Origin of the sequence: Variovorax sp. J22R115, from assembly GCF_030317005.1 — a bacterium.
Lineage (GTDB): Bacteria > Pseudomonadota > Gammaproteobacteria > Burkholderiales > Burkholderiaceae_C > Variovorax.
Genome location: NZ_JASZYM010000001.1, coordinates 549,924 through 571,402, shown reverse-complemented (window position 1 = coordinate 571,402; position 21,479 = coordinate 549,924). Strand labels below are relative to the sequence as shown.

General features: G+C 67.0%; 20 protein-coding genes. 9 read left to right on the top strand and 11 right to left on the bottom strand.

Going from position 1 to position 21,479, the window contains the following annotated elements; genetic code table 11:
• Nucleotide 1: 1 nt before the first annotated feature.
• Genes QTI04_RS02520 through QTI04_RS02485 form a run of 8 tightly spaced genes read right to left on the bottom strand, consistent with a single transcriptional unit; the run spans nucleotide 2 to nucleotide 8,271 of the window.
• The gene (locus QTI04_RS02520) at nucleotides 2-904 is read right to left on the bottom strand and encodes a branched-chain amino acid ABC transporter permease (protein WP_286614061.1); all 903 of its coding nucleotides are present in this window, start codon (nucleotides 902-904) and stop codon (nucleotides 2-4) included.
• Nucleotides 905-2,104, bottom strand: a complete 1,200-nt coding sequence (locus QTI04_RS02515; RefSeq protein WP_286614060.1) for an amino acid ABC transporter substrate-binding protein — start codon at nucleotides 2,102-2,104, stop codon at nucleotides 905-907.
• Complete coding sequence (locus QTI04_RS02510) at nucleotides 2,101-2,970, bottom strand: alpha/beta hydrolase (RefSeq protein WP_286614059.1); 870 nt, start codon at nucleotides 2,968-2,970, stop codon at nucleotides 2,101-2,103. The genes QTI04_RS02515 and QTI04_RS02510 overlap by 4 nt, the downstream gene beginning before the upstream one ends.
• Nucleotides 2,967-5,318, bottom strand: a complete 2,352-nt coding sequence (locus tag QTI04_RS02505) for a xanthine dehydrogenase family protein molybdopterin-binding subunit (RefSeq protein ID WP_286614058.1) — start codon at nucleotides 5,316-5,318, stop codon at nucleotides 2,967-2,969. Before QTI04_RS02505 ends, QTI04_RS02510 begins: the two co-directional genes overlap by 4 nt.
• Nucleotides 5,315-5,824, bottom strand: coding sequence for a (2Fe-2S)-binding protein (locus tag QTI04_RS02500; protein WP_286614057.1), 510 nt, complete (start codon nucleotides 5,822-5,824; stop codon nucleotides 5,315-5,317). Before QTI04_RS02500 ends, QTI04_RS02505 begins: the two co-directional genes overlap by 4 nt.
• Entirely contained in the window at nucleotides 5,821-6,672 is an 852-nt protein-coding gene (locus QTI04_RS02495; protein WP_286603905.1) for a xanthine dehydrogenase family protein subunit M, read from the bottom strand. The genes QTI04_RS02500 and QTI04_RS02495 overlap by 4 nt, the downstream gene beginning before the upstream one ends.
• 2 nt (nucleotides 6,673-6,674) lie before the next feature.
• Nucleotides 6,675-7,157 (bottom strand): CoxG family protein, encoded by a 483-nt coding sequence (locus tag QTI04_RS02490; RefSeq protein WP_286614056.1) that lies wholly within the window; start codon nucleotides 7,155-7,157, stop codon nucleotides 6,675-6,677.
• 37 nt (nucleotides 7,158-7,194) lie between these two features.
• Entirely contained in the window at nucleotides 7,195-8,271 is a 1,077-nt protein-coding gene (locus QTI04_RS02485) for a hypothetical protein (RefSeq protein WP_286614055.1), read from the bottom strand.
• Nucleotides 8,272-8,336: 65 nt separating this feature from the next.
• Here QTI04_RS02485 and QTI04_RS02480 point away from each other — a divergent pair, with 65 nt between their 5' ends.
• The 6 genes from QTI04_RS02480 to QTI04_RS02455 all read left to right on the top strand — a co-directional run bounded on the left by QTI04_RS02480 (nucleotide 8,337) and on the right by QTI04_RS02455 (nucleotide 15,254).
• Nucleotides 8,337-9,026: a TetR/AcrR family transcriptional regulator gene (locus QTI04_RS02480; RefSeq protein ID WP_286614054.1), complete on the top strand. Its 690-nt coding sequence runs from the start codon at nucleotides 8,337-8,339 to the stop codon at nucleotides 9,024-9,026.
• A 196-nt stretch (nucleotides 9,027-9,222) separates the two neighbouring features.
• Nucleotides 9,223-9,615 carry a TraR/DksA C4-type zinc finger protein gene (locus QTI04_RS02475; protein ID WP_286614053.1) on the top strand — a complete coding sequence of 131 codons (393 nt, stop codon included), beginning with the start codon at nucleotides 9,223-9,225 and terminating at the stop codon, nucleotides 9,613-9,615.
• A 23-nt stretch (nucleotides 9,616-9,638) separates the two neighbouring features.
• On the top strand, nucleotides 9,639-12,278 hold the full coding sequence (locus QTI04_RS02470) for an excinuclease ABC subunit UvrA (protein WP_286614153.1): 2,640 nt from the start codon (nucleotides 9,639-9,641) through the stop codon (nucleotides 12,276-12,278).
• A gap of 953 nt (nucleotides 12,279-13,231) precedes the next feature.
• Nucleotides 13,232-14,077: a zinc ribbon domain-containing protein gene (locus QTI04_RS02465; RefSeq protein ID WP_286614052.1), complete on the top strand. Its 846-nt coding sequence runs from the start codon at nucleotides 13,232-13,234 to the stop codon at nucleotides 14,075-14,077.
• 81 nt (nucleotides 14,078-14,158) lie between these two features.
• Entirely contained in the window at nucleotides 14,159-15,073 is a 915-nt protein-coding gene (locus QTI04_RS02460) for a LysR family transcriptional regulator (protein WP_286603895.1), read from the top strand.
• Nucleotides 15,074-15,113: 40 nt separating this feature from the next.
• Entirely contained in the window at nucleotides 15,114-15,254 is a 141-nt protein-coding gene (locus tag QTI04_RS02455; protein WP_286614051.1) for a hypothetical protein, read from the top strand.
• A gap of 50 nt (nucleotides 15,255-15,304) precedes the next feature.
• Here the strand turns inward: QTI04_RS02455 and QTI04_RS02450 are convergent, their stop codons facing one another.
• Entirely contained in the window at nucleotides 15,305-15,460 is a 156-nt protein-coding gene (locus tag QTI04_RS02450; RefSeq protein WP_286603894.1) for a hypothetical protein, read from the bottom strand.
• A 219-nt stretch (nucleotides 15,461-15,679) separates the two neighbouring features.
• Between QTI04_RS02450 and QTI04_RS02445 the strand changes: the two genes are divergently transcribed.
• A complete protein-coding gene (locus tag QTI04_RS02445) occupies nucleotides 15,680-16,462 on the top strand; it encodes an exodeoxyribonuclease III (RefSeq protein ID WP_286614050.1) in 783 nt (260 codons plus the stop codon).
• A 372-nt stretch (nucleotides 16,463-16,834) separates the two neighbouring features.
• Here QTI04_RS02445 and QTI04_RS02440 read toward each other — a convergent pair whose 3' ends face one another.
• Nucleotides 16,835-17,701, bottom strand: coding sequence for an ester cyclase (locus QTI04_RS02440; protein WP_286614049.1), 867 nt, complete (start codon nucleotides 17,699-17,701; stop codon nucleotides 16,835-16,837).
• 108 nt (nucleotides 17,702-17,809) lie between these two features.
• The gene (locus QTI04_RS02435; protein WP_286614048.1) at nucleotides 17,810-18,304 is read right to left on the bottom strand and encodes a cupin domain-containing protein; all 495 of its coding nucleotides are present in this window, start codon (nucleotides 18,302-18,304) and stop codon (nucleotides 17,810-17,812) included.
• Between the two features lie 139 nt (nucleotides 18,305-18,443).
• On the opposite strand from QTI04_RS02435, the gene QTI04_RS02430 reads away from it, so the two are divergent.
• Together QTI04_RS02430 and QTI04_RS02425 are read left to right on the top strand one after the other, a co-directional pair.
• Nucleotides 18,444-19,334: a LysR family transcriptional regulator gene (locus QTI04_RS02430; protein WP_286614047.1), complete on the top strand. Its 891-nt coding sequence runs from the start codon at nucleotides 18,444-18,446 to the stop codon at nucleotides 19,332-19,334.
• A gap of 358 nt (nucleotides 19,335-19,692) precedes the next feature.
• On the top strand, nucleotides 19,693-21,066 hold the full coding sequence (locus QTI04_RS02425; RefSeq protein WP_286614046.1) for an amidohydrolase family protein: 1,374 nt from the start codon (nucleotides 19,693-19,695) through the stop codon (nucleotides 21,064-21,066).
• Nucleotides 21,067-21,479 lie beyond the last annotated feature (413 nt).

Below are 21,479 nucleotides of genomic sequence, written 5' to 3'. Positions count from 1 at the left end.
GTCACTTTTGGGTCGAGCGCCTGGCGAGCAGGCCGTTGGGAAAGAGCAGCAGCGCGCCGACGAAGCAGCCGTAGAGCAGCACCGAGCGCAGGTTCGCGGACGTCAGGGCCACGCCGTAGGTCTCGATCACGCCCAGCAGCAGCGCCGCCACCAGCCCCGCCATCACGTTGCCGAGGCCGCCCAGGATGATCACGATGAAGCCCGCGATCGTGAACGGGAAGCCCGAGAACGGCGAGAACTGCTCGAGCATCGACATCAGCACGCCGGCCAGCGCGGCGCTCGCGAAGCCGAGCGCAAAGCTGGACCATTGCACGCGATCGACGTCGACCCCGACGATGTAGGCGGCTTCGCGCCGCTCGATCACCGATCGCATCGCGAGCCCCGCCATGCTGCGGCCGAGGAACAGCGCGACACCGATGCAGGTCGCGCCCGCCACCACGAGGGCCGCGATGCGGTTGCCCGTCATCGCGACGTTGCCGACGCGCCAGACCTCGTCGAGGTACTGGTAGGCCCGGTTGTTGGGCGTGAACAGCATGGCCGCGGCGTTCTGCAGGATGATCGACAGCCCGAAGAACAGCAGCAGCGAATTGCCCTCCATGCGCCCCGCGTCGGCCGGTGCCACGGCCAGCAGGCGGCGGAACAAACCCTTGTAGAGCGCGTAGCCGAGCAAGGCCCCGAGGCCCGCCACCACCGGCGCCGCGACCAGCGGCGAGATGCCCGCGATGCTGAAGGCCCAGTAGCCCGCGTAGGCGCCCAGCATCACGAGGTCGCCGTGCGCGACGTTGAGCATCCGCATGGTCCCGTAGACCAGGTTGAGGCCCAGCGCGACCAGCGCGTAGAGCGAGCCCGTCACGAGGGCAGCGAACAGCAGCTGCCCCGACGACAGCACGTCGAAGACCGGCATTTACCAGGACTTCTTGGCTTCGTACTGGCCGGTCGCGATGGACTTCGGCCACACGATCTGGAGCTTGCCCTTCTGCGTCTGCACGAAGGCCGTCGGCGTGATCGCGTTCTGCACGCCGTCGAAGCGCACCGGGCCGTTGATGGTCTCGAAGGTGTCCTTGCTGATCACTTCGCGGATCTTCGCCTTGTCGAGGCCGCCCTTGGCGACCGCGGACTCGAGGATCTCGAGCGACATCCAGGCGAGCGCCGAATTGAGGTAGTCCGGGTCTTCGCCGAACTTCTTGACGTAGGCGTCGTGGAAGGCCTGCGAGCCCTTCCACTCGGGACGCGGCGACCAGTGCGCGATCGTGATCACGTCCTCGGCCGACGCGGCGCCGACCGCCTTGGCGAAGAAGGCATCGCTCGGGCCGATCGCGATGAACTGCACCGGGCTCGACAGGCCGAGCTCCTTGGCCTGCTTGGCGTAGAGCACCGAGTCGCCCGGGTACGCGAGCGCGAGCACGGCATCCGGATTGGCCTGCTTGACCTGCGTGAGGATCGAGGTCATGTCCTTGATGTCCGGCGGATACTCGGTCGAGAACTTGACCTCGATGCCGGCCTTCTTCAGTTCCGGCTCGAGGTAGTTCTTGATCTCCTTGGTGAACGGCAGCACGTTGGCGATCACGACGGCCGTCTTCACGTTGTTGGCCTTCAGCATGGCCGTGAGCTCGACGCCGATGCGGTCCGGGATGGCCGAGGTCGGGAACCAGATGTAGCCCGGCTTGACCTGGCGCAGCGCGACCGACGCCGCCGTGTTGCCGACCATCGGGAACTTGAACTTCTCCAGCACCGGCGCAATCGCGATCTGGAACGGCGTGCCCCAGGGTGCCAGCAACAGGTCGACCTTGTCGTCGGTGATGAGCTTCTCGTAGATGCGCACGGCCTGCTCGGGCTTCGACTGGTCGTCATAGGTCACGAACTCGACCTTGCGCTTCTGGCCGCCCACGACCATGCCGCCGCGCGCATTGACCTGTTCCTTCCACAATTCGTAGGTGTTGGACTGCGATGGCGTCGCGTTCGCGAGCATGCCGGTTCGCGCCATCGAGTAGCCGATGCGTATCGGCTTGTCGGCCTGCGCGAAGGCCGCGGGGACCGTTGCCATCACGGCGAGCGCGGCGATGCCGCTCATGACCAACCTGCGATTCGATGTGGGGCTCTTCATTGACGTTCTCCTGTCGACGGGATGGGCGATGCGGCGGTCTGCCGCATCCACGCTGCTGCGAGTGCCGGCCACCCCGAGAGGTGTTCGCCACAGGCGACGCTGGCCTCGAAGTGGTCTGCCCCTTCGAGGATCTGGACCTGCACGGGGACGCCGGTGGCGCGCAGCGCCGCCTCCATCTGCTGCGCCTGCGTGACGAGATGGGGAAAGTCGCGGCTGCCGTGGGTGATCAGGAACGGCGGGCAGGCCGCAGCCTCCAGCCGGTGCAGCGGGGAGGCGTCGGCATCGACGCGCGCTTCGTCCCCGGTGCCGAGGAAGCGCGGGCGCACCGACAGGCCGCTGCCCGGCCCGAAGCGATAGACACCGGAGACCGGCAGGCAGCCGCGGACCACGTCGGCGGGCAACGCCCTTGACGCGCGCCAGGCCGCCGAGACCGCCAGCAGCGCGGCATAGTGGCCGCCCGCGGAATGCCCGCCCACGAAAATCCGGCGCGGATCGCCGCCGTGCGTTCCGATGTGGCGCCAGGTCCAGGCGACCGCGTCCGCCGCGTCGTCGAGACCGGCCGGGAACACATGGCGCGGCGCAAGCCGGTAGCCCGCGCTGACCAGCACCACGCCCTGCGCCAGCAGCGCGGGCGCCATGAAGTACATCCATTCCTTGTAGCCGCTGGTCCAGCCGCCCCCGTGGAGGAAGACCAGCACCTCGCCGCTGGGCTGCGGCGGACGGAAGATCGCGAGCGTCTGGTACGGGTCGTCGCCATAGGCGGCCTCGTGGCCCGCGACGCCTTCGCCCAGTGCGAGGATGCGCTCCTGGTACGCCGCCCCGAGCGGCGACAGGGGCTCCTGCGGCGGGTAGCGGTCGAGCTTCACGCGGCGCCCTCCTCGCCGTCCTTCGCCAGCAAGCCGTTGAGCACCCGCTCGGCGCTCAGCGGCAACTGGTGAAGGCGCACGCCCGTCGCCTGCGCGATGCCGTTGGCGATGGCCGCCGCCACGCCATTGATGCCGATCTCGCCCACGCTCTTCGCGCCGAACGGCCCGCTCGGCTCGTTCGACTCGACGAGGTAGGCATGGATGCTGTCGGGCAGTTCGGCGAAGGTCGGAATCTTGTAGTCCATCAGGCTCGGGTTGGCGAGCCGCGCCCCGTCCCACACCATCTCCTCGGTGAGCGCGTAGCCCATGCCTTGCACGAAGGCGCCCTCGATCTGGCCCGTCGCCATGGTCGGATTGATGGCCCGACCGATGTCACAGGCGGACCACGCGTTCACGACGCGCACCTTGCCCGTCACCTCGTCGACCTCGACCTCGACCACCAGCGCATTGAAGCTGTAGATGCCGATCTGCGGGAACGGCAGCCCTTCGACCACCGCCCGCTTCGGGTCCACGGTCTTCTGGTCGAACACCCAGCTGTGCGTTCCGATGATCGGCCCGCCCGCCGCCCAATGCGCGCGGCCGGAGATCTCGGCGAAGCTCACCGAACGCTGCTCCACGCCCTTGATCGCGACCCGGCCGCCGGGCAGCAGCTCGAGGTCCTCGACCGAGCACTCGAGCATCTCGCCCGCATGCTGTTTCAGCTTGCCCTCGACCTCGGCCGCGGCACCGACCACCGAGCGACCGGCGACGTAAGTCACGCGACTGGCGGTCGTTCCCCAGTTGTAGGGCGAGCCATCCGTGTCCGGGCTGGCGATCGCCACCCGGTCCACCGGCAGCTTGAGCGCTTCCGCGCACATCTGCGTGAGCACGGTGTTCGAGCCCTGGCCGATGTCGACCGCCCCCGTGTTGAGCAGCACCGTGCCGTCTTCGAGCACACGCACGATGGCCCCCGAGGCGAGCAGTCCGCTGATGTGGGCCGTCAGCGCCACGCCGAACCCGCGCTGGCGGTCCGGCAGGCCTTCCGATGACGCCTTGGGCCAACCCGACGCCTTCTCGACGATGTCGACGCACTGCGCGAGTCCGTTCGACAGGATGGGCTGGCCGCCGAACCACGGGTCGCTGCCGGCCAGCATGTTGCGGCGGCGCAGCGCGATCGGATCCATGCCGAGCTGGTGCGCGATCTCGTCGAGCTGCGTCTCCGACGCGAAGGTCACCTGCGGCACGCCGAAGCCGCGGAAGGCGCCGAAACGCAGCTTGTTCGTGTACGCCACTCTTCCATGCGCATGCACGTTCGGAATGCGGTACGGGCCGCAGTTCATCAGCAGCGCGTAGCCGAGCACGCCCGGACTGTCGTCGCCATAGGCGCCGCCGTCGAGCAGCAGTTCCGTCTCGCGCGCCACGATCGTGCCGTCGCGCTTCACGCCCGTCTTCATGCGGATCGTCGCGGGATGGCGGGCGCGCACCGACTCGAAGTCTTCCTCGCGGCTCAGGATCAGCTTGACCGGCTTGCGCGCCTTCATCGCGAGCAGCACGACGGCGGGCTGCACGTGCGCCTCCATCTTGTTGCCGAAGCCTGCGCCGATGCGCGGCGTGAGGCAGCGCAGCCGCGTCATCGGCAGGCCCAGCGATTCGCACACGCTCGCCTGGACCCGGAACACCGACTGGTTGGCCGACCACAAGGTCACCCTGCCGGTCGCGTCGATCTCCGCGAGCGCGCCGCAGGGCTCCAGCGACAGGTGGGCCTGGGCCTGGGTCTGGTAGCTGCCTTCCACCACCAGGTCGCACTCGGCCCAGGCGTTGTCGGCGTCGCCTGCACGGAAGGAGGTGCGCGAACACAGGTTGCCCTCGGTGCCGGCATCGAAGACCTTCACATAAGAGGACGCTTCCTCATGGACCACGGCCGCGCCCGGCGCCAGCGCCTCGGCCGGATCGAGCACCGCGGGAAGCTCCTCGTAGTCGACGCGGATCAGGCGGGTGGCCTGCCGCGCGATGGCCTCGGTGTCGGCCGCCACGGCCGCGACGATCTCGCCGACATAGCGCACCTTCCCCTTCGCGAAGGCCGGCTCGTCCTTGATGAAGGCGCCCATGCGATGGGCATCGGGAAGGTCGTCCCCGGTGACGATCGCGCGAACGCCCGGGAGCGCCAGCGCCTCGCTCAGGTCGTAGCCACGGATGCGCGCATGCGGCAGATGGCTTTGCAGGATGGCGCCGTGGAGCATCCCCGGGCGAACCATGTCCGCGATGTACTGCGCGCTGCCCGTGAGCTTCTCGTTCGCTTCGAGCTGGGGGATGCCCTGGCCCACACCGCCCGCCGCCGCGGCGGTCGCTTCGAGGACCACGCCGCTCACGATGCGGCTCCCTCGGCAAGCAGCGACCGGGCCGCCGCCTGCACGGCCGCGACGATCTTCACGTAGCCGGTGCAGCGGCACAGGTTGCCCGACAGCGCGGTGCGGATGGCCCGCTCGTCAGGGTCGGGATCGCGCTGCAGCAGCGACCGGGCACTGACCAGCATGCCCGGCGTGCAGAAGCCGCACTGAAAGGCGCCGGTGCTCGCGAACGCCGCCTGCAGGGCCTGCATGTGCGGGCAGTCCAGCAAGCCTTCGAGCGTGCGCACCTGTGCGCTTTGGCAGTTGTGCGCCAGGCTCAGGCAGGCTCGCATCGGCACGCCGTCGACGCTGACGGTGCAGGCACCGCAGACGCCCTGGTTGCAGCCGCGCTTGGCGGCGGTCAGCTGCAGGCGATCGCGCAGCACGGTGAGCAGCGTGTCGTGCAAGGCCGCGCCGACCTGCGCGGCTTCGCCGTTCACGTGCACGGTCACGACGCCTGGCAGGGGCACGGACGACGGGTGGGTCATGCAGCACTCCGGTGAGCGGCTTCCACGGCGCGCACCGCGCGCAGCAGAAGCCTGGGAATCAAGAGAAGCCGGTAGTCCGCGCTGCCACGGACATCGTCGAGCGGGTCGGCGCGTTGCACGAGCCACTGCGCCGCACGCGCGATCGCGGCATCGCTGCGATCGGCGGAGAGCAGCGCATTGGCCTCGGGATCGGCCAGCGGGGTCGGCCCGCAGGCGCCGACCGCCACGCTCATGCTCGTGTCGCCGTGCAGGCACGCCGCGACCGAGGCGGTGGCGTAGTCGCCCGCCACGCGCGCGTGCTTGATGTACACGCCCGCGCCACGGTCGGGCGCGGGCAGCAGCACCGCCGTCACCAGTTCGCCGGGCTCGAGCGCGGTCAGGTACCAGTCGACGAAGAACTCGGCGGCCGGCACCATGCGCCGGCCTTGCACGGAAGCGATCTCGACGACGGCGCCCGCCGCGACCAGCGCGGGCGGGTAGTCCAGCCCCGGATCGGCGAACGAGATCGAGCCGCCGATCGTGCCCATGTTGCGCACCGTGGCATTGGCGATCTGCGAGGCCGCGTGCGGCACCACGTTGGCACTGCCGAGCGCCAGCGTGCAGTCGGCCGTCTCGCGGTGGCGCGTGAAGGCACCGATGCGCACGCGGCCGTCGTCCTGCACCGTGATGCCCTTGATCTCGTCGATGTCCGCCAGGCTGACCAGCGCGGCGGGTTCGATCACGCGCGCGTTGAGCATGGCCACCAGGGTGGCGCCGCCGGCCAGCGGCTTGGCCTCGGCGTCCTGCGCCAGCAGCGCCGTGGCCTCGTCGACGGTCTTCGGGCGATAGAGCCCCTGCAGCGTCGTCATGCTCAGTGGCTCACTGGCGTCGCGGCCTGGGAGGCGGCCGCGCCGATCTGCTCGAGCTTGCGCTGCAGGTTGGCGGCGAATTCGTCGCCCATGCTCTGCGCCTTCTTCTTCATCATGCCCAGCGCGAAGCGGCCGAGGCGGCCGGTCACCGAGACCTCGGAGCGGTAGCGCACCAGCGTGCCCTCGGGCGTCGGCTCCAGGCTCACGCGGCTGTCCGCCTGCAGGCTGCTGGCGTGGCCGCCCTCGTCGCCCCGCGTGACGGCCCAGACGTTCTGCTCGTCGCGCTTCGTGATCTGCACCTGCAGATCGAAACGCGCCTTGATGCCCGCCATCGCGATCACGACGACCGCACGGTAACGGTCCGCGTCGATGGCCTCCAGCTTCTCGCAGCCCGGCAGGCAGGAGGCCATCAGGCCCGCGTCGAACAGGTGAACCAGCAGTGACTGCGGCGCCGCCGCGATGGGGAATTGACCTTCGATCAGCATGAAGTGGGGCTCCGCAGGGAAATGGATTCGGTGCGCATCAGCGTGGCACGCGCTCGACGACCATCTTCGGATCGACCACGCGGCCGTCCTTCACCACGACGTTGCCGTCGAGCGCGATGGTGCAGTTGCGCATCGGCACGTCGTAGTGGCCGCGCGTCGTGCGCTTTCCGCCGCCTTGCGTGTTGGGACCGGTCGAGAACAGGAAGTTGCCCGGGAAGCTGCGCGCCGCAGCGCGGCTGCGCTCGGGCGCATCGCCATGCAGCGCCAGCGAATCCCAGCGGCACTGCGGATTGAGCCCCCAACCCAGGTGAGACAGTGCGTAGGGGTCGCGGTCGCCCTCGCTGACCTTGCCTTCACCCAGCCACTCGCGCATCAGCGCCGCGTCGAGCCCGCCCTCGATGCGCACGATGTGGCCGTCGCGGATTTCGAGCTCGATCGCATCCTGCACATACCGGCAGTACGGAAGGATCACGATGTCGCCCGGCGCGATCACCACGCGGCCCTGGGCGCTGCCCTCGTTCGGAAAGGTGTGCAGCAGCCCCACGCCCCAGTGATCGAAACGGCCCGGCTCGTCCGCCATGCCGTACTGGCTCATGACCGGGTACTCGCCGCAACGGTACGTGAGGTCGGTCCCGGCCTGGCTCGTCACGCTCACTTCGCGCGTCTTCCGGTACAGCGACTGCGCATGCAGCACGGCCTCCTTCAGGCCGGGCGGCGATTGCAGCTGATAGAGATCGTCCGGTGCGTCGATGATCATCTGGACGCGCACGCCCTTGGCCTGGACGTCGCGCAGCCACTTGGAGAACAGCGGCACATGGAAGATCAGCACCATGTCGACCGCCATCAGCGCCTCGAGCGTGCCCTTGCACTTGCCGATGGTCGGCACACCCACGCTGGTCCATCCGGGGATCGCGTTGACGCACATCTCGTAGATGTCGAAGCCGATGTCCTGCGCCGCCGCGAAGGCGGCCTCGATGTACTCGCGCCGCGTGCCGAGGTCGCTGACGATCGCGACCGTCTGCCCGGGCCCGACCCGGCACAACTCGAACTGCTGGCGAAAGAGGGACATGAGCTTCGCGGGGTTGAGCTCCTGGGTGCGGATCGCTGCTTGCATCGGTGGAATCCTCTGGTGCCCGCCAGCCAATCGGCGGATTGAGAACTACTTTAGGAATCAAGCAATTGGATGTCAATAGCGAATACCATTCATTTTTGAGAGAATCGTTCACCACCCTTGGAACAGGACCGGATCCCATGTCACAGACGAAGAAAAAAGATGTGCGCGAGGCGATCCTTGCAGCGTCCTTCCGGCTGTTCGCCGCGCAGGGCTACAGCGACAGCTCGATTCCCGCAATCGCGCGCGAGGCCGGCATCTCGACCGCGAACGTCTATGTCTACTTCCGCTCGAAGCTCGACATCCTCTACACGCTGTACGAGCCCTGGCTCAAGGAGCGCCTCGACCGGCTGGATCGTTCCCTGAAGCGGGTCGGCTCGCCGCAGGAGCGGCTCGAGCGCCTGCTCGTCATCCTGTGGCGTGACCTGCCGCGCGAGAACAACGGATTCGCCAAGAACATCATGCAGGCGCTCTCGACGACCCGGGGCGGCGACGACTACAGCCCGCACCTGCGGGAGCTGTTCCAGGAGCGCGTCGCGCTTTGGCTGGCCGACTGCCTCGCCGTCACCCGGGCCGAGAGCAACGTCATCGCAGGGATCGTGCTGATGGCCTTCGACGGGTTCGCGATGAACGTCCAGCTCGACCACGGCATGGCGTTCAACGCCAACGCGGCGCGCCTGTTCAGCCGGATGCTGGGCACCGCGTCGCCCGCGACGGGCGATGACGGCGAGGGCCCCCGGGCGCGCTCACACGACTGAGGGGAAGTTTTCCGCTTCCGGCCGTTGCCCGGCCTTGCGCATCATCCGCCGCGCGGTCCTCTTCACCAACCGCCCTCACGGACCGCGCCGCGCGCCGGCGCCAAATCCTTCCCACCGCGTCGAGGAATGCTGACATGGCGACCCTGATCGGCGAGCGAATTTCGATTCCCTGCAAGCGGAACACAAAGGAACTCTCATGGCCGACTTGACAGATGACCAGCTGCGGCAAATCCAGGAGCTGCTGGCGCGGCGCGAAGCCGAACTGCAAGCTGACGTGCACGACGCCAAGGATGCCGGTATCGCCTCGCTCGATCCGCGCCCCCGCGAGGTCCATGATCCGGTGGACAACGCCGACGAGCGATTCCTCGAAGGGCTCGATCACGTGCAACTCCTTCGCGACCAGGAGGAGCTGCGCGACATCGAGGAGGCGCGCGAGCGGATCCGCAAAGGCCGCTTCGGCGCGTGCCAGGAGTGCAGCCAACTCATCCCCTACGCCAGGCTGCTGGTGCAGCCGACGGCAAAGTTCTGCCTTGAGCACCAGGCCGAATGGGAAAGCACGCATCCGTCCGTCCCGCCCTTCGCCGCATGAAAAGCCCCGCGCGCCACAGCATCATGCGCCGGGACGATCTTCGCAAGCCAGTCGCGGACGAGCACGCGCTCACGAAATTCGTTCGCGTGCGCGGCGCCCGCGAGCACAACCTGAAGAACGTGGACGTGGACATTCCGCGCGACGCCCTGGTCGTCTTCACCGGCATCTCCGGATCCGGCAAGTCGTCGCTGGCCTTTGGCACGCTCTACGCGGAAGCGCAGCGGCGCTATTTCGAATCGGTGGCGCCGTATGCGCGCCGGCTGATCGACCAGGTGGGCGTCCCCGCGGTCGACTCCATCGATGGCCTGCCCCCGGCGGTGGCGCTTCGGCAGCAACGCGGCACGCCGAGCACGCGCTCGTCGGTCGGCAGCGTCACCACCCTCTCGAGCCTGCTGCGCATGCTCTACTCGCGCGCCGGAAGCTATCCGTCCCGGCAACCGATGCTGTATGCCGAGGACTTCTCGCCCAACACGCCGCAGGGTGCCTGCGCGAACTGCCACGGCCTCGGCCGGGTGTACGAGGTCACCGAAAAGTCGATGGTGCCCGACGACTCGCTGACGATTCGCGAGCGGGCCATCGCGGCATGGCCGCCGGCCTGGCACGGGCAGAACCTGCGCGACATCCTCGTGACGCTGGGCTACGACGTCGACACACCCTGGCGCGACCTGCCGAAGAAGGATCGCGACTGGATCCTCTTCACCGACGAGCAGCCGAGCGTGCCGGTCTATGCCGGATTCACGCCCGCCGAGACACGCGCCGCCCTGCGCCGCAAGATGGAGCCGAGCTACCAGGGCACTTTCACGGGCGCGAGGAAGTACGTCCTGCACACCTTTGCGACCACCCAGAGCGCCCTCATGAAGAAGCGCGTGTCGCGCTTCATGGTCGGGCGACTCTGCCCGGCCTGCCACGGCAAGCGGCTCAAGCGCGAGTCACTCAGCGTGACCTTCGCCGGCCTGGACATCAGCGAGATGTCGCAGATGCCGCTCGCGCAACTCATGCAAGTCCTGGCGCCGGCTGCCGACGACAAGCTCGCGCAAGAGGCAGACCGGGCGACGCTCAGCCGACCGGCCGCGCGCAAGGCCACCGAGCGCCGCGTCGCGGCGGGCGGCTCGGCCCACGAGAGCGCGCCGGATGTGCGCCGCACCGGCAACCTGTCCGAGGAAAAGCGCATCGCGGCGCAGCGCATCGCGCACGACGTGATCGACCGCCTGAAGACACTCCATGCGCTGGGCCTCGGCTACCTCTCGCTCGAGCGCAGCACGCCGACCCTCTCGCCCGGCGAGTTGCAGCGGTTGCGGCTGGCCACGCAGATCCGCTCGAATCTGTTCGGCGTCGTGTACGTGCTGGACGAGCCATCGGCGGGCCTGCATCCGGCCGACGGCGAGGCGCTGCACGTCGCGCTCGGTCAGCTCCAGCGATCAGGCAATTCGCTGTTTGTCGTCGAGCACGACCTCGAGGTGATGCGCCACGCGGACTGGATCGTGGACGTGGGTCCCGAGGCCGGCGAGCAAGGTGGACAGGTGCTCTACAGCGGCCCTCCCGATGGCCTGCGCGACGTTGCGACCTCCGCCACCGCCCGCTATCTCTTCGCGGGGCCGGCCCGGCGCCAGGCCGCCGCGCGTTCGCCGGCAGCTTGGCTGAAGCTCGAAGGCATCACGCGCAACAACCTTCGTCACCTGAACGCCGAGCTTCCGCTGGGTGTTTTCACGGCGGTGACCGGCGTGTCGGGCTCCGGCAAGTCCAGCCTCGTGAGCCAGGCACTCGTCGAGCTCGTGTCGGCGAGTCTTGGACACGAACCCCCGTTGCCCGAGGACGAGGGCGACGAACCGGCCGCCACGCCGCTGGGCGCGACAGCCGGCCGCATTGCCAGCGGCATGGACACGATCAGGCGGCTCGTGCGCGTGGATCAGAAGCCGATCGGGCGCACGCCGCGCTCCAACCTCGCCACCTACACCGGGCTCTTCGATCACGTGCGCAGGCTGTTTGCATCGACGAAGGCCGCACGTTCGCGGCGCTACGACGCGGGACGCTTCTCCTTCAACGTGCCCAAGGGCCGCTGCGTGACCTGCGAAGGCGAAGGCTTCGTGAGCGTGGAGATGCTCTTCATGCCCAGCGTGTATGCGCCCTGCCCCACCTGCCACGGTGCGCGCTACAACGAGCACACCCTCAGCGTCCGCTGGCGCGACAAGAACATCGCCGAAGTGCTCGGCTTGACGGTGAACGAAGCCTTGGCGCTCTTCGCCGAGGAGGCCGCGGTGCAGCGGCCCCTCCAGCTGCTGCAGGACATCGGCCTCGGCTACTTGCGGCTCGGGCAGCCTGCCACCGAGCTATCGGGTGGCGAAGCGCAGCGCATCAAGCTCGCGACCGAACTGCAACGCGCGCAGCGCGGCGACACGCTCTATGTCCTCGACGAGCCCACCACCGGCCTGCACCCCGCGGACGTCGACAAGCTGATGGCGCAACTCCATGGCCTGGTCGACTCCGGCAACACGGTGATTGTGGTGGAGCACGACATGCGCGTGGTTGCCATGAGCGACTGGGTCATCGACATGGGGCCTGGCGCGGGACAGCAAGGGGGACGCGTCGTGGCCGCCGGCACGCCCGCCGACGTCGCCAGCGCGCCCGGCAGCCGGACCGCGCCCTATCTCGCGTCAGCGGGTTGACGTCCCCACGGGACAAGCAATTCGAGCAGGCGCACGGCGTCAGGCGCGGCTCGCCCTCTCGAAGTCCGCGGCGAAGGCCTGGAAGCTCGGGAACTCGCCGAGCTTGCGGTCCCAGACGGCCTCGGCCTCCTTCACGCAGGAACGGCGGAGGGCATCGCCCTCGCGCGGCCTGGCATTCCTCGGCCGACTAAAAGCTCTGCGCGATCATCGGCTCCTCGTGGCCGCGTCGGTCACCCTCCGGCGCGGTTCATGCGCTCAACTTGGCAGTCGAAGCTTCCGGGATGCGTGGAACACACGGAGAACTGGCGTGGTGGTGGCGTGCCCGCGCAGCCGCAACATACGAAAAGGGCGCACAGAAGTGCGATATTCACAATCTTTGACATTGCGTTCTCCGCACTCAGCAACCGTCCATGCCCGATCAAGAATCGCGTGTTCAGCTATGAGTCTAGTCTTGGTGCTGAGGTATGCCAACGCACCGACAGCGAGGGACTTCAGTATCGGGTCGCAACCTCCGTAAGAGGGGGTCGACGCCACGGAATCAGGCGGTCGAAGCGGACAAAAAGAGAGCCATCGGTGGGTGGTCCACTCCAATGGCTCTGGAGACGCGCCGACGTTCGACATCGGCGCACTTGCAACCGCGCTTTGCCTGTCTGGTTGGACCGGAAGCGGCCCGACAGGTTCCTGCGACTTTCGTGCAATCGATGGGCGTTGCGCTCCTCGCAGGTATTGTCCACGAAATCCGGTGGAATGTTACTTTCTGTGTCGCGCGTGAACTTATGCACGCTGCGAAAGCGCATTCATCTGTCACTCTCGGCCCATGACCGACGGCCATCCGACGCAGATCCTCGTCGCCAGCGTTTTCGACCGCCGGCGGGCCCGGGCGAGGCCGGACCCACGCCCTGGGATTCTTGTGCACGCGGGGGCGGCGCGCGCGCCAGCCTGATCGTTGCGACATGGCGCTGATCTGTCCCAACTGCCAGGCGCGGAACCGTTCCATCGCGAAGTTCTGCATCGAATGCATCACCTCATTGCCCACGGGGTGCGCCGAGACGGATTTCGCCCCGACCCAGCTTGCTGCGTCCAAGACCTCCTACCTGGACCGGGCCTTTGCACTGAAGGCCCACTGGTCGAAGCCATCAGGCCAGCCGCGGGCAGAAGGCATCAGCGAAGCGGCGCCAGCGGCCAAAGGCGTGTGGATCAGCATCGCGGGACTGATGGCTGCCCTGGCCATCGGGTCCGCCGGATGGCTGGTCGCGGGGGCCGGCGGCTGGTACCTCTACACCGCCGGCAGCGCGCAAGTGGATCCGCCGCGCCCGCACTCGCCGGGGGTCGTCGCGGCGATTCCCGGTGATGAACCCTCACCGCCACCCGCACACGCACCCGCCCCCGTTGCGCCCACCTCGGATCAGGTCCGCGCCCCGGTGCAGCTTGCGCCCCCGGTCGAGGAGAGTTCGGCCAGCCTCCCAAGCGACGACGACGGTCCAGCCGCTGCGCCCGCTGTCGCCACCCGGCGTGCGCCGCCGAGACGGGCCGCGGCCCTCGCCGCGTCGCCACCCGCTCAGGACGTCGCGGCGCCGGCATCCCAGGCGCCCTCTTCCACCGACGCCGACGATCCGAAGCCGAAGGCACCCGCAGCGCCGGAGCCCGCCGCAGCGTGCTCCAGCCTGAACTTCATCGCCAAGTCCCAATGCATGGCGGCGCAGTGTCTCAAGCGCGAATTCCGGTCGCACGCGCAATGCGAAGCGGTGCGGCGCCGGCAACGTCTCGAAGAGGAGAAGCGAAACCCGCCCGCGCCATGACGCTGCGGTGGACAGCCAGGACGCTCTCACGGCGCTCGGCTGCGAAGTTGACTTACGATTCGCAACCTAAGCAGGCCGACCATGCACCTCCACGTCGACGAAGAGATCACCTTTCGCAGGCTCGAGATCCTCTTGGTCTTCATGGAGACTGGCAACCTCGCGCGCGCGGCCGAGATTCTCGAGATCAGTCCCGTCAGTGTCCACCGCGCCTTGCATGCGCTGGAAACAGGGCTGCGCTGCGCCCTGTTCCGGCACGAGGGCCGCAACCTGCACCCGACCGAAGCCGCGCAGGCCCTGGCGGAGGTCGCCCGGGACGTGCTTCGCAGCATGGCAGCGGGCGTGCGTTCGACGCGCGAAGTGGCGGGCTATTCGGCCGATCGCATCCGCATCGGATCGCTCTATTCGCTGACCAACCGCACGGTGCCGACGCTGGTCATGGGCATGAAACTGCGCAAGCCCGACATCCAGACCGAACTCATCCTGGGCTCCAACGCCGACCTGCTGCAGAAGCTGCGTGACGGCGCGGTCGATGCGGCGTTGATGGGCACGCCCGAAGGTGCCTCCGACCTCGAGTCCGAACCCTTGTTCGAGGACGACATCTACTTCGCCGCGCCCGTGGGTTCGCGCTACGCGGCGATGGAACAGATCGACCTGGCCGCCTGCGCCCACGAGCGATTCGTCACGCTGAGCGAAGGGTTCGTGACCTACAGCGGATTCGTGGACTCGTTTCGCGTGGCCGGCTTCACGCCCCACGTGGTCATGAAGACCGGCGACATCTTCTCCCTGATGAACCTGGTCAGCGGCGGCGTCGGCTGCACGCTGTTGCCGGGGCGCGTGCGCACCGTGATGCCGCAGAAGGTGCAGTTGATTCCGCTGCAGTCCAGGTACCTGATGCGCCAGACCATCTCGCTCAATTTCCTGCGGACGCGCGAACGCGATCCCAACCTGCTCGCGCTGCTCTCGGTCTGCCGCATGTCGAAGGCAGAACTGGGCTGAGCACTGACTCACGGCGCAGGACCAGACGTGGCTCGGTGCGGTGGAACTGGTGGGTAACGACGGGCGGCCCTGGGAGATGCCGGAGCACCTCAAGAAGGCCAACGCCGTGCCGAGCAGGTGGTTCGACAAGAGCGCCACCCGCGAGACTCATCTGAACGCTTACGCGATGGCCTATCGCTAGATGAAGCGGCCGAAGTCGCCTTCTGGCGCTGCGACACGATGTCGGCAACCCTAGCGCTTTTCCTTCACGAAGCCGGCGGCATTCTCGTCGGCCCCGGGCTTGCCTTCGTCCGAATGTGGATTGCCCTGGTCGCTGTCGGTCGGAAACTCGGGCTCGACCGGATGCTGCGCGGGATCGTCCTCGGAGGGAATTTTGGGGTTTGGCATGAAAGGTTCCTTTGTCAGCACGGTAGCTCCATCTCAGGCGCCCGAATGTAGGAGAGCTGCGGGTCCCCGGTGCACCTGGGCGCTTTCGCGAGCAGCGGGCGTAGCCAGCATGGGCAGATCCGGGAGACGTCCATCGGGCACAAGGACGCCTCGTCCGACGTCCCTTGAGACCGTTGGTGGCGCAAGATCGTCCCATCCTTTCTCCTTCTGCGCCAAGTGATGAAGATCGCCACCTTCAACGTCAACGGCATTGGTAGCCGGCTCGATCGGTTGCTCGAATGGCTGGCAGAGACGAGACCGGATGTCGCCTGTCTGCAAGAATTGAAATCGCCCGATGCCAAACTGCCCCTGGAGGCGATCCGCAATGCCGGCTATGGCATCGTCGCATTCGGACAGCCATCCTGGAATGGTGTCGCGATCCTGGCGCGCGGGCGCGAACCGATCGAGACCGGACGCGGCGTGCCTGGCCTCGAGGCAGACCCCCAGAGGCGCTACATCGAGGCGGTCGTCGACGGCGTGGTGATCGGCTGCCTGTACCTGCCCAATGGCAATCCGCAGCCCGGACCGAAGTTCGACTACAAGCTGAGTTGGTTCGCGCGCTTCAATGAACATGCGAGCAAGCTGTTCGGGTGCGGCATGCCGGTCGTGCTGGCTGGCGACTACAACGTTGTGCCTACTGACGCCGACATCTACAACCCCGCCTCCTGGCGCGACGACGCGTTGCTGCAGCCAGAAAGCCGCGCGGCATTCAAGCACCTCTTGGAGCAGGGCTGGACCGACTCTGTTCGCGCCTGCCACCCCCATCGCGTGCCCTACACCTTCTGGACCTACTGGCGCAACCGCTACGGGCGCGACGCCGGCCTGCGGATCGACCATTTGCTGCTGAATGCCGAAGCGGCGCCGATGCTGCGCGGCGCCGGCGTGGATCGGGACGTGCGCGGACGCCCGGGCGCGAGCGACCATGCGCCTGCATGGACCGAGCTGGCAATCCCGAAAGACTGACACGCCGCGCGCATGATGGAAGGCTGCTAGCGCTTGGCGCTTGGCGCTTGGCGCTTGGCGCTGGGCGCAATGCAGCTTCCTGGAAGGACCTCGGAAGCGCGCTCTCGGCGGCCATGACCAGCCGTTCAATGTGCATGCCAGAAAGCAGCCGCTCGACGCCGCGCTCGACCCGCTGCGGAAGTTGAGACTGCTCCAGAGCACATTCGGCGCGGCGCTTCGCCCCAAGCAGTCCCAAATCGCCCGTTGCGATGCCAATCTTTCAAGCATGTGCTTGGGCGACATTCGAGCTCGCACTCAGGACGCGCTAGGGCGGGTGGCGTCAGTTCCGGGCAGACGATAGGCGCCAGCCGGACCGACAGCGGAGTCGCACCCTCAGGCGATCGCCTGCACAACTTCCCCGCAGCTACATCGGCCCGTGGACCCTGCCAGGGCCACCATCTTTTGGCAAGCGTGGCAGCGCCGGTATTGCTTGCCTTCCTGCAGCCGCGTGAAGACATCGATAGCGGCTCCCTCGATCCCGGTCGTCGCAAAGAATTTGGACATCGCCTGCGCATGCGGGCCGCTATGCATTGCAGACTTCATCTCCTCAGGAGACGCCCAAGTTGCGACCGTTGTCAAACGGTTCCCACCAACTACGCTGGTGAATGTCTGCATGGCATCGCCAGCAATGAGTTCAGCCAGGACCTGACGCGATAACTCGTTGACGAAGACCGTATTTTCGTCGTCACGCGCGACAATCTCCGTGACGGTCAATGTCTGGGCATCGGCCAAGAGCCTGCGACGCACCGTGGCGCCCTTACCCAACGTTATCGGCCCCCATTCCTTTGGCTGAACGATGATTTGCCACTCCATTTGCCGCTGCAAGGTGGCCGAGTCGAAATAGCCGACCACGCTCCTGATCCCGTCCGGGGAAGTATGAATCACATCTAGTCCAGGCAGGAAGGCCGGCCTCCCGGTCGGTGGGAGGCCCAGCAGCGACCCGGTGTTGGTCCCCAGCATGGTCCACGCGGCGCACACGACGCCGTCAGATGCCGAGTCCATGCGCCCCGGTTCGAAACTCAAGTCGGGAAACGCCGACCACAGCTGCTCCATGTACGACCGGAACGCCTCACCCGCAATCCGTCCTGCGGTGATGGGGTCACAGTACGTGCCACCCGGGGCAAACGTTTCGAGCACGGCTCCCGCATCGCGCAGGTTCCAAGCTGAGAAGTACCGCTGGGCCAGTTCCTCGGAATCCATGATCCTGCTCCTGGTTTGGTCGGCCACGCCCGCGGAGCGATGCGACACCAACTGCGTGCAGCGTGTCGCGAGCGTGCCCATCATGCATATGGGAGGTGTGTTGGGTCTTCACATGGACCGCGGCGGCGCCGTTACCAGCGGGGAGAGACCTGCAGTAGCGTGCGCAGCGTTTGCCGGTGCCGGCGGCCGCGCCGGAATCAGTCCATATTGCGCCATCACCTGAGCCAACCTGGCTCGATCAGGCGGCCCGCCTGCGTTGACGACGGCGCCAACATCGTGGAAATACTGCGGCCCGATGTCCGGTGTCATGATGACCAGTGCGCGCACCGCAGCATTGGCCTTGTTGATGAAGTGATGCGTCGAGCCCCGCGGCGTCGACATCCAGTCACCCGGCTCGAGGTCGCGCGACACCCCGTCGACGGAGTAGCGCAGCGTGCCATGAAGGACGTAGACGCACTCCTCGTTGTCGGTGTGGCTGTGTGGCGGGGGAACGATGGCCCCCGCAGGCACCGTCATCTCGAACACGCCCAACCCGCCCTTTTCCGCACCATCGACGAGATAGCGGATCTCGAGTTGGCCCACCTTGATCAATTCGCCGCTCATGACGCTCTCCTCGGTTCGTTGCCGGGCCGGGTATCGGGCCGGTGCGAAGAAATTTAGTCCGTTGCGGGAATCTGATAAATAGTGTTCAGTTCAACCCATTGTTGCCAGGGCATCACCAATGAAAAGCAGGCTGACCGGCATGAACGTGTTCGCGGAGGTGGTGGGCGCGAAGAGCTTTTCCGCCGCCGCTGACAAGCTCGGCATCTCAAAATCGCTGGCGAGCCGGGAGGTCAGCGCGCTGGAGCGCTCGCTGGCGGTGAAGCTGCTGAACCGCTCGACGCGCAAGCTCAGCCTGACCGAAGCCGGCAGCATCTTCTACGAGCACTGCGCGAACATCCTGCAGGAAGCGGAACTTGCCGAGCGACGCGTGACGCAGGCTCAGTCCGAGCCGGCCGGAGTCGTGAAGATGACCGCGATCCCGGCGTTCGCGGTGCGGCACGTGTTGCCCGCGATTGTCGAATTCCAGCAGCAGTATCCAAAGATCCAGGTCAGGCTCTCCTGCAGCAATCGCACGGTGGACTTGGGCGCCGAAGGCTTCGACCTCGGCATCCGTTCGTCGCCCCCGGCGCCGAATCTGGTCGCACGAAAGCTCGCGGTCAGCCGGCTCGTCTTGCTCGCCTCGCCGGCATATCTCGCGCAGCGCGGCACGCCGCGCCGGATCGAGGACGTGGAGAAGCACGACTGCGTGTTCTTTCCAATGCTCGCACCCAAAGGGGTCTGGACGTTCAGCCGCAGCGGGCGGAAATACACGCTGAAGGTTCCGGCTTCGTTCGAGACCGACGACTTGGAAGCCGTCCGCGCGGCCACCCTTTGCGGCCTCGGTGTGGGCCTGCTGCCGCTGCACATGGTGGGCGCGGACGTGCGGCAAGGAACCCTTGTGCCGTTGCTGCGGCAGTTCCAACCGGTGCCCGAGGGCGCCATCTATCTGGTCTACCTGCCCAATCGCACGCAGCCGTCGCGGGTGCGGGTGCTGATTGACTTTTTCATCGCGCGCTTCGGGCCTGTGCCGCCGTGGGAGGAGGGTTGGTGAAGTCCGACGGCGCAAGCAAGGCCAGGTGAGGTGCCAAGAAACCGCCGGTAGCCAGCGGCAGCAACTGGCCGTTCAGCAACTTTGAGGAAGGTCGGCTTCCTTTGATCCTGAAAGACCGCAACGGGCCGGCCTGAAGCTCCGATTCGCGACTTGCGCAAGCCGCCGTTCGCGCACGATGTCGTCCTGATCGTCCGTTGGCGTTCTACGCACAACACAGCCCGCCCGCGGGTGCCTGGCTTGTGTGCTGGGGCCGAGCCCCGCGGCGCGGAGCAGAATCGGGAGGTCTCGTCGAAACCAAGGGGCTCATGGTGCCGTTGGCGGGCCGGCGGGGCTTCTTGATCCAACCGGGGGGACCACCATGCATGACAGCGACCCTGAGGGCAAGCGCCTTCCCATCAAGCTCGACAGCACCTCGAATGGCGAGTTCGCACCGGTGTCGCTGTGGCCGGCGAACATCGAAGCCAACCGCCTCGCACACGAGGCCGCGGCAACCAACGCGAAGCGGCTGGGATGCTCGAAGCGAGCGTTCCTGACCTCGTCCTGTGGCGCAGCCAGCACGCTGCTGGCCTTCAACGCGGCCAACGCCGCGGCCGGAAGGACCGGCGGCTTCTTCGAGCTACCCCGCGACGCCGTGCTGGATATGCAGCTCGCACGCGCGCAGGTCGGCCCCGCCAGGCAGGAGTTCATCCTCGACGTCCAGGGCCACTTCATCAACACGCCGAAAGGCAATTCGAAGAGCGCGGAGGTCTTCCTCAAGGAGGTGTTCATGGACAGCGACACCGACGTGATGGTGCTGTCCTTCGTACCCTCCGCGCGCGACGCCGAACCGGTCACGATCCAGGCCGCCGACGAGGTCCGCAGGCTGGTCGACAAGCTCGAAGGAACGCACCGGCTGCTGCTGCATGGACGCGTCAACCCGAACCAGCCCGGCGACCTCGAGGGCATGGACGAGTTGCACGAGAAGTGGGGCATCAGCGCCTGGAAGACCTATACGCAGTATGGACCGAACGGCAAGGGCTACTTCCTGCACGACGACGTCGGCATCCGGTTCATCGAGAAGGCTCGCGCGCTGAGCGTCAAGAACATCTGCATCCACAAGGGGCTGCCGTTCGGACCACGCTCCTACGAGCACAGCCAGTGCAGCGACATCGGCGTCGTCGCCACGCGTTACCCGGACGTGAACTTCCTGATCTATCACTCGGGCTTCGTCAGCACGGTGACCGAAAAGGCCTACGACGCGAGCGGTAAGAGCGACGGCATCGACACGCTGATTACGTCCTTGCGCAAACACCAGGTCAAGCCGAACAGCAACGTCTATGCGGAGCTGGGCAGCACGTGGCGCTTTTTGATGCGTGACCCCGAACAGGCGGCTCACGCCCTGGGGAAACTGATCGTCGCGTGCGGCGAGAACAACGTGCTATGGGGCACGGATTCGATCTGGTACGGCTCGCCGCAGGACCAGATCCAAGCCTTCCGGACGTTCCAGATCTCGGCGGAACTGCGCGAACGGCATGGTTATCCCGAGATGACGCCTGCGCTGCGGGCCAAGATATTCGGTCTCAACGCCGCGAACGTGTACGGCCTGGCGCCGACGGAAGTGAAGCGATACACCGCCTGCGACTCGGTCGCCCGAAAGCGCATGGCCTACCTGGAGAAACCCGACCCCCACTTCAGGACCTACGGGCCAAAGACGCGGCGCGAGTTCCTTAGGGTGTTCGATCCCGCTGCCTGAGCAGCGCAGCGGAGACTGTTGCGTTGGTGAAATCGTCAGCGTTCGTCGCCCTGCTAGGCCCGCTGAGGACCCTGACCGCCATCTCGCGACATTTGAAGCAGCCGTCGACGGGCAACGCCGTCCTGGCCGTCCATGGCCACCTGCGATCCGACCACTGCCCTACCCCAAAACCTCCTCACGATGTCAGCGAAGGTCAACTTCAAAAATAGACGAGCCGGTCGCGAAGAAAAGCCACGAGCGTCAGCTTTCAGCGGTCACCGACGTTCGCACCGGAAATTTGATCGACGGCAGTCAGTCTGAACCGGTAGTCCGGCCAACCGTGTTCGCCTGCAGGATCGAGTTGGCAGCCTGCTCCTGATTCTGGGCGAGGTCTCGAACGGCTCGAATGGGTTCCATCAATGAAGGTCTCTGAC

Bases quoted from the DNA above. Each gene is read 5' to 3' on its own strand.
- QTI04_RS02435 (WP_286614048.1), bottom strand. From the start codon at position 18,304: ATGAGCGGCGAATTGATCAAGGTGGGCCAACTCGAGATCCGCTATCTC.
- QTI04_RS02445 (WP_286614050.1), top strand. From the start codon at position 15,680: ATGAAGATCGCCACCTTCAACGTCAACGGCATTGGTAGCCGGCTCGAT.
- QTI04_RS02450 (WP_286603894.1), bottom strand. From the start codon at position 15,460: ATGCCAAACCCCAAAATTCCCTCCGAGGACGATCCCGCGCAGCATCCG.
- QTI04_RS02495 (WP_286603905.1), bottom strand. From the start codon at position 6,672: ATGACGACGCTGCAGGGGCTCTATCGCCCGAAGACCGTCGACGAGGCC.
- QTI04_RS02520 (WP_286614061.1), bottom strand. From the start codon at position 904: ATGCCGGTCTTCGACGTGCTGTCGTCGGGGCAGCTGCTGTTCGCTGCC.
- QTI04_RS02470 (WP_286614153.1), top strand. From the start codon at position 9,639: ATGCGCCGGGACGATCTTCGCAAGCCAGTCGCGGACGAGCACGCGCTC.
- QTI04_RS02515 (WP_286614060.1), bottom strand. From the start codon at position 2,104: ATGAAGAGCCCCACATCGAATCGCAGGTTGGTCATGAGCGGCATCGCC.
- QTI04_RS02460 (WP_286603895.1), top strand. From the start codon at position 14,159: ATGCACCTCCACGTCGACGAAGAGATCACCTTTCGCAGGCTCGAGATC.
- QTI04_RS02490 (WP_286614056.1), bottom strand. From the start codon at position 7,157: ATGCTGATCGAAGGTCAATTCCCCATCGCGGCGGCGCCGCAGTCACTG.
- QTI04_RS02430 (WP_286614047.1), top strand. From the start codon at position 18,444: ATGAACGTGTTCGCGGAGGTGGTGGGCGCGAAGAGCTTTTCCGCCGCC.
- QTI04_RS02500 (WP_286614057.1), bottom strand. From the start codon at position 5,824: ATGACCCACCCGTCGTCCGTGCCCCTGCCAGGCGTCGTGACCGTGCAC.
- QTI04_RS02440 (WP_286614049.1), bottom strand. From the start codon at position 17,701: ATGGATTCCGAGGAACTGGCCCAGCGGTACTTCTCAGCTTGGAACCTG.
- QTI04_RS02485 (WP_286614055.1), bottom strand. From the start codon at position 8,271: ATGCAAGCAGCGATCCGCACCCAGGAGCTCAACCCCGCGAAGCTCATG.
- QTI04_RS02425 (WP_286614046.1), top strand. From the start codon at position 19,693: ATGCATGACAGCGACCCTGAGGGCAAGCGCCTTCCCATCAAGCTCGAC.
- QTI04_RS02465 (WP_286614052.1), top strand. From the start codon at position 13,232: ATGGCGCTGATCTGTCCCAACTGCCAGGCGCGGAACCGTTCCATCGCG.
- QTI04_RS02475 (WP_286614053.1), top strand. From the start codon at position 9,223: ATGGCCGACTTGACAGATGACCAGCTGCGGCAAATCCAGGAGCTGCTG.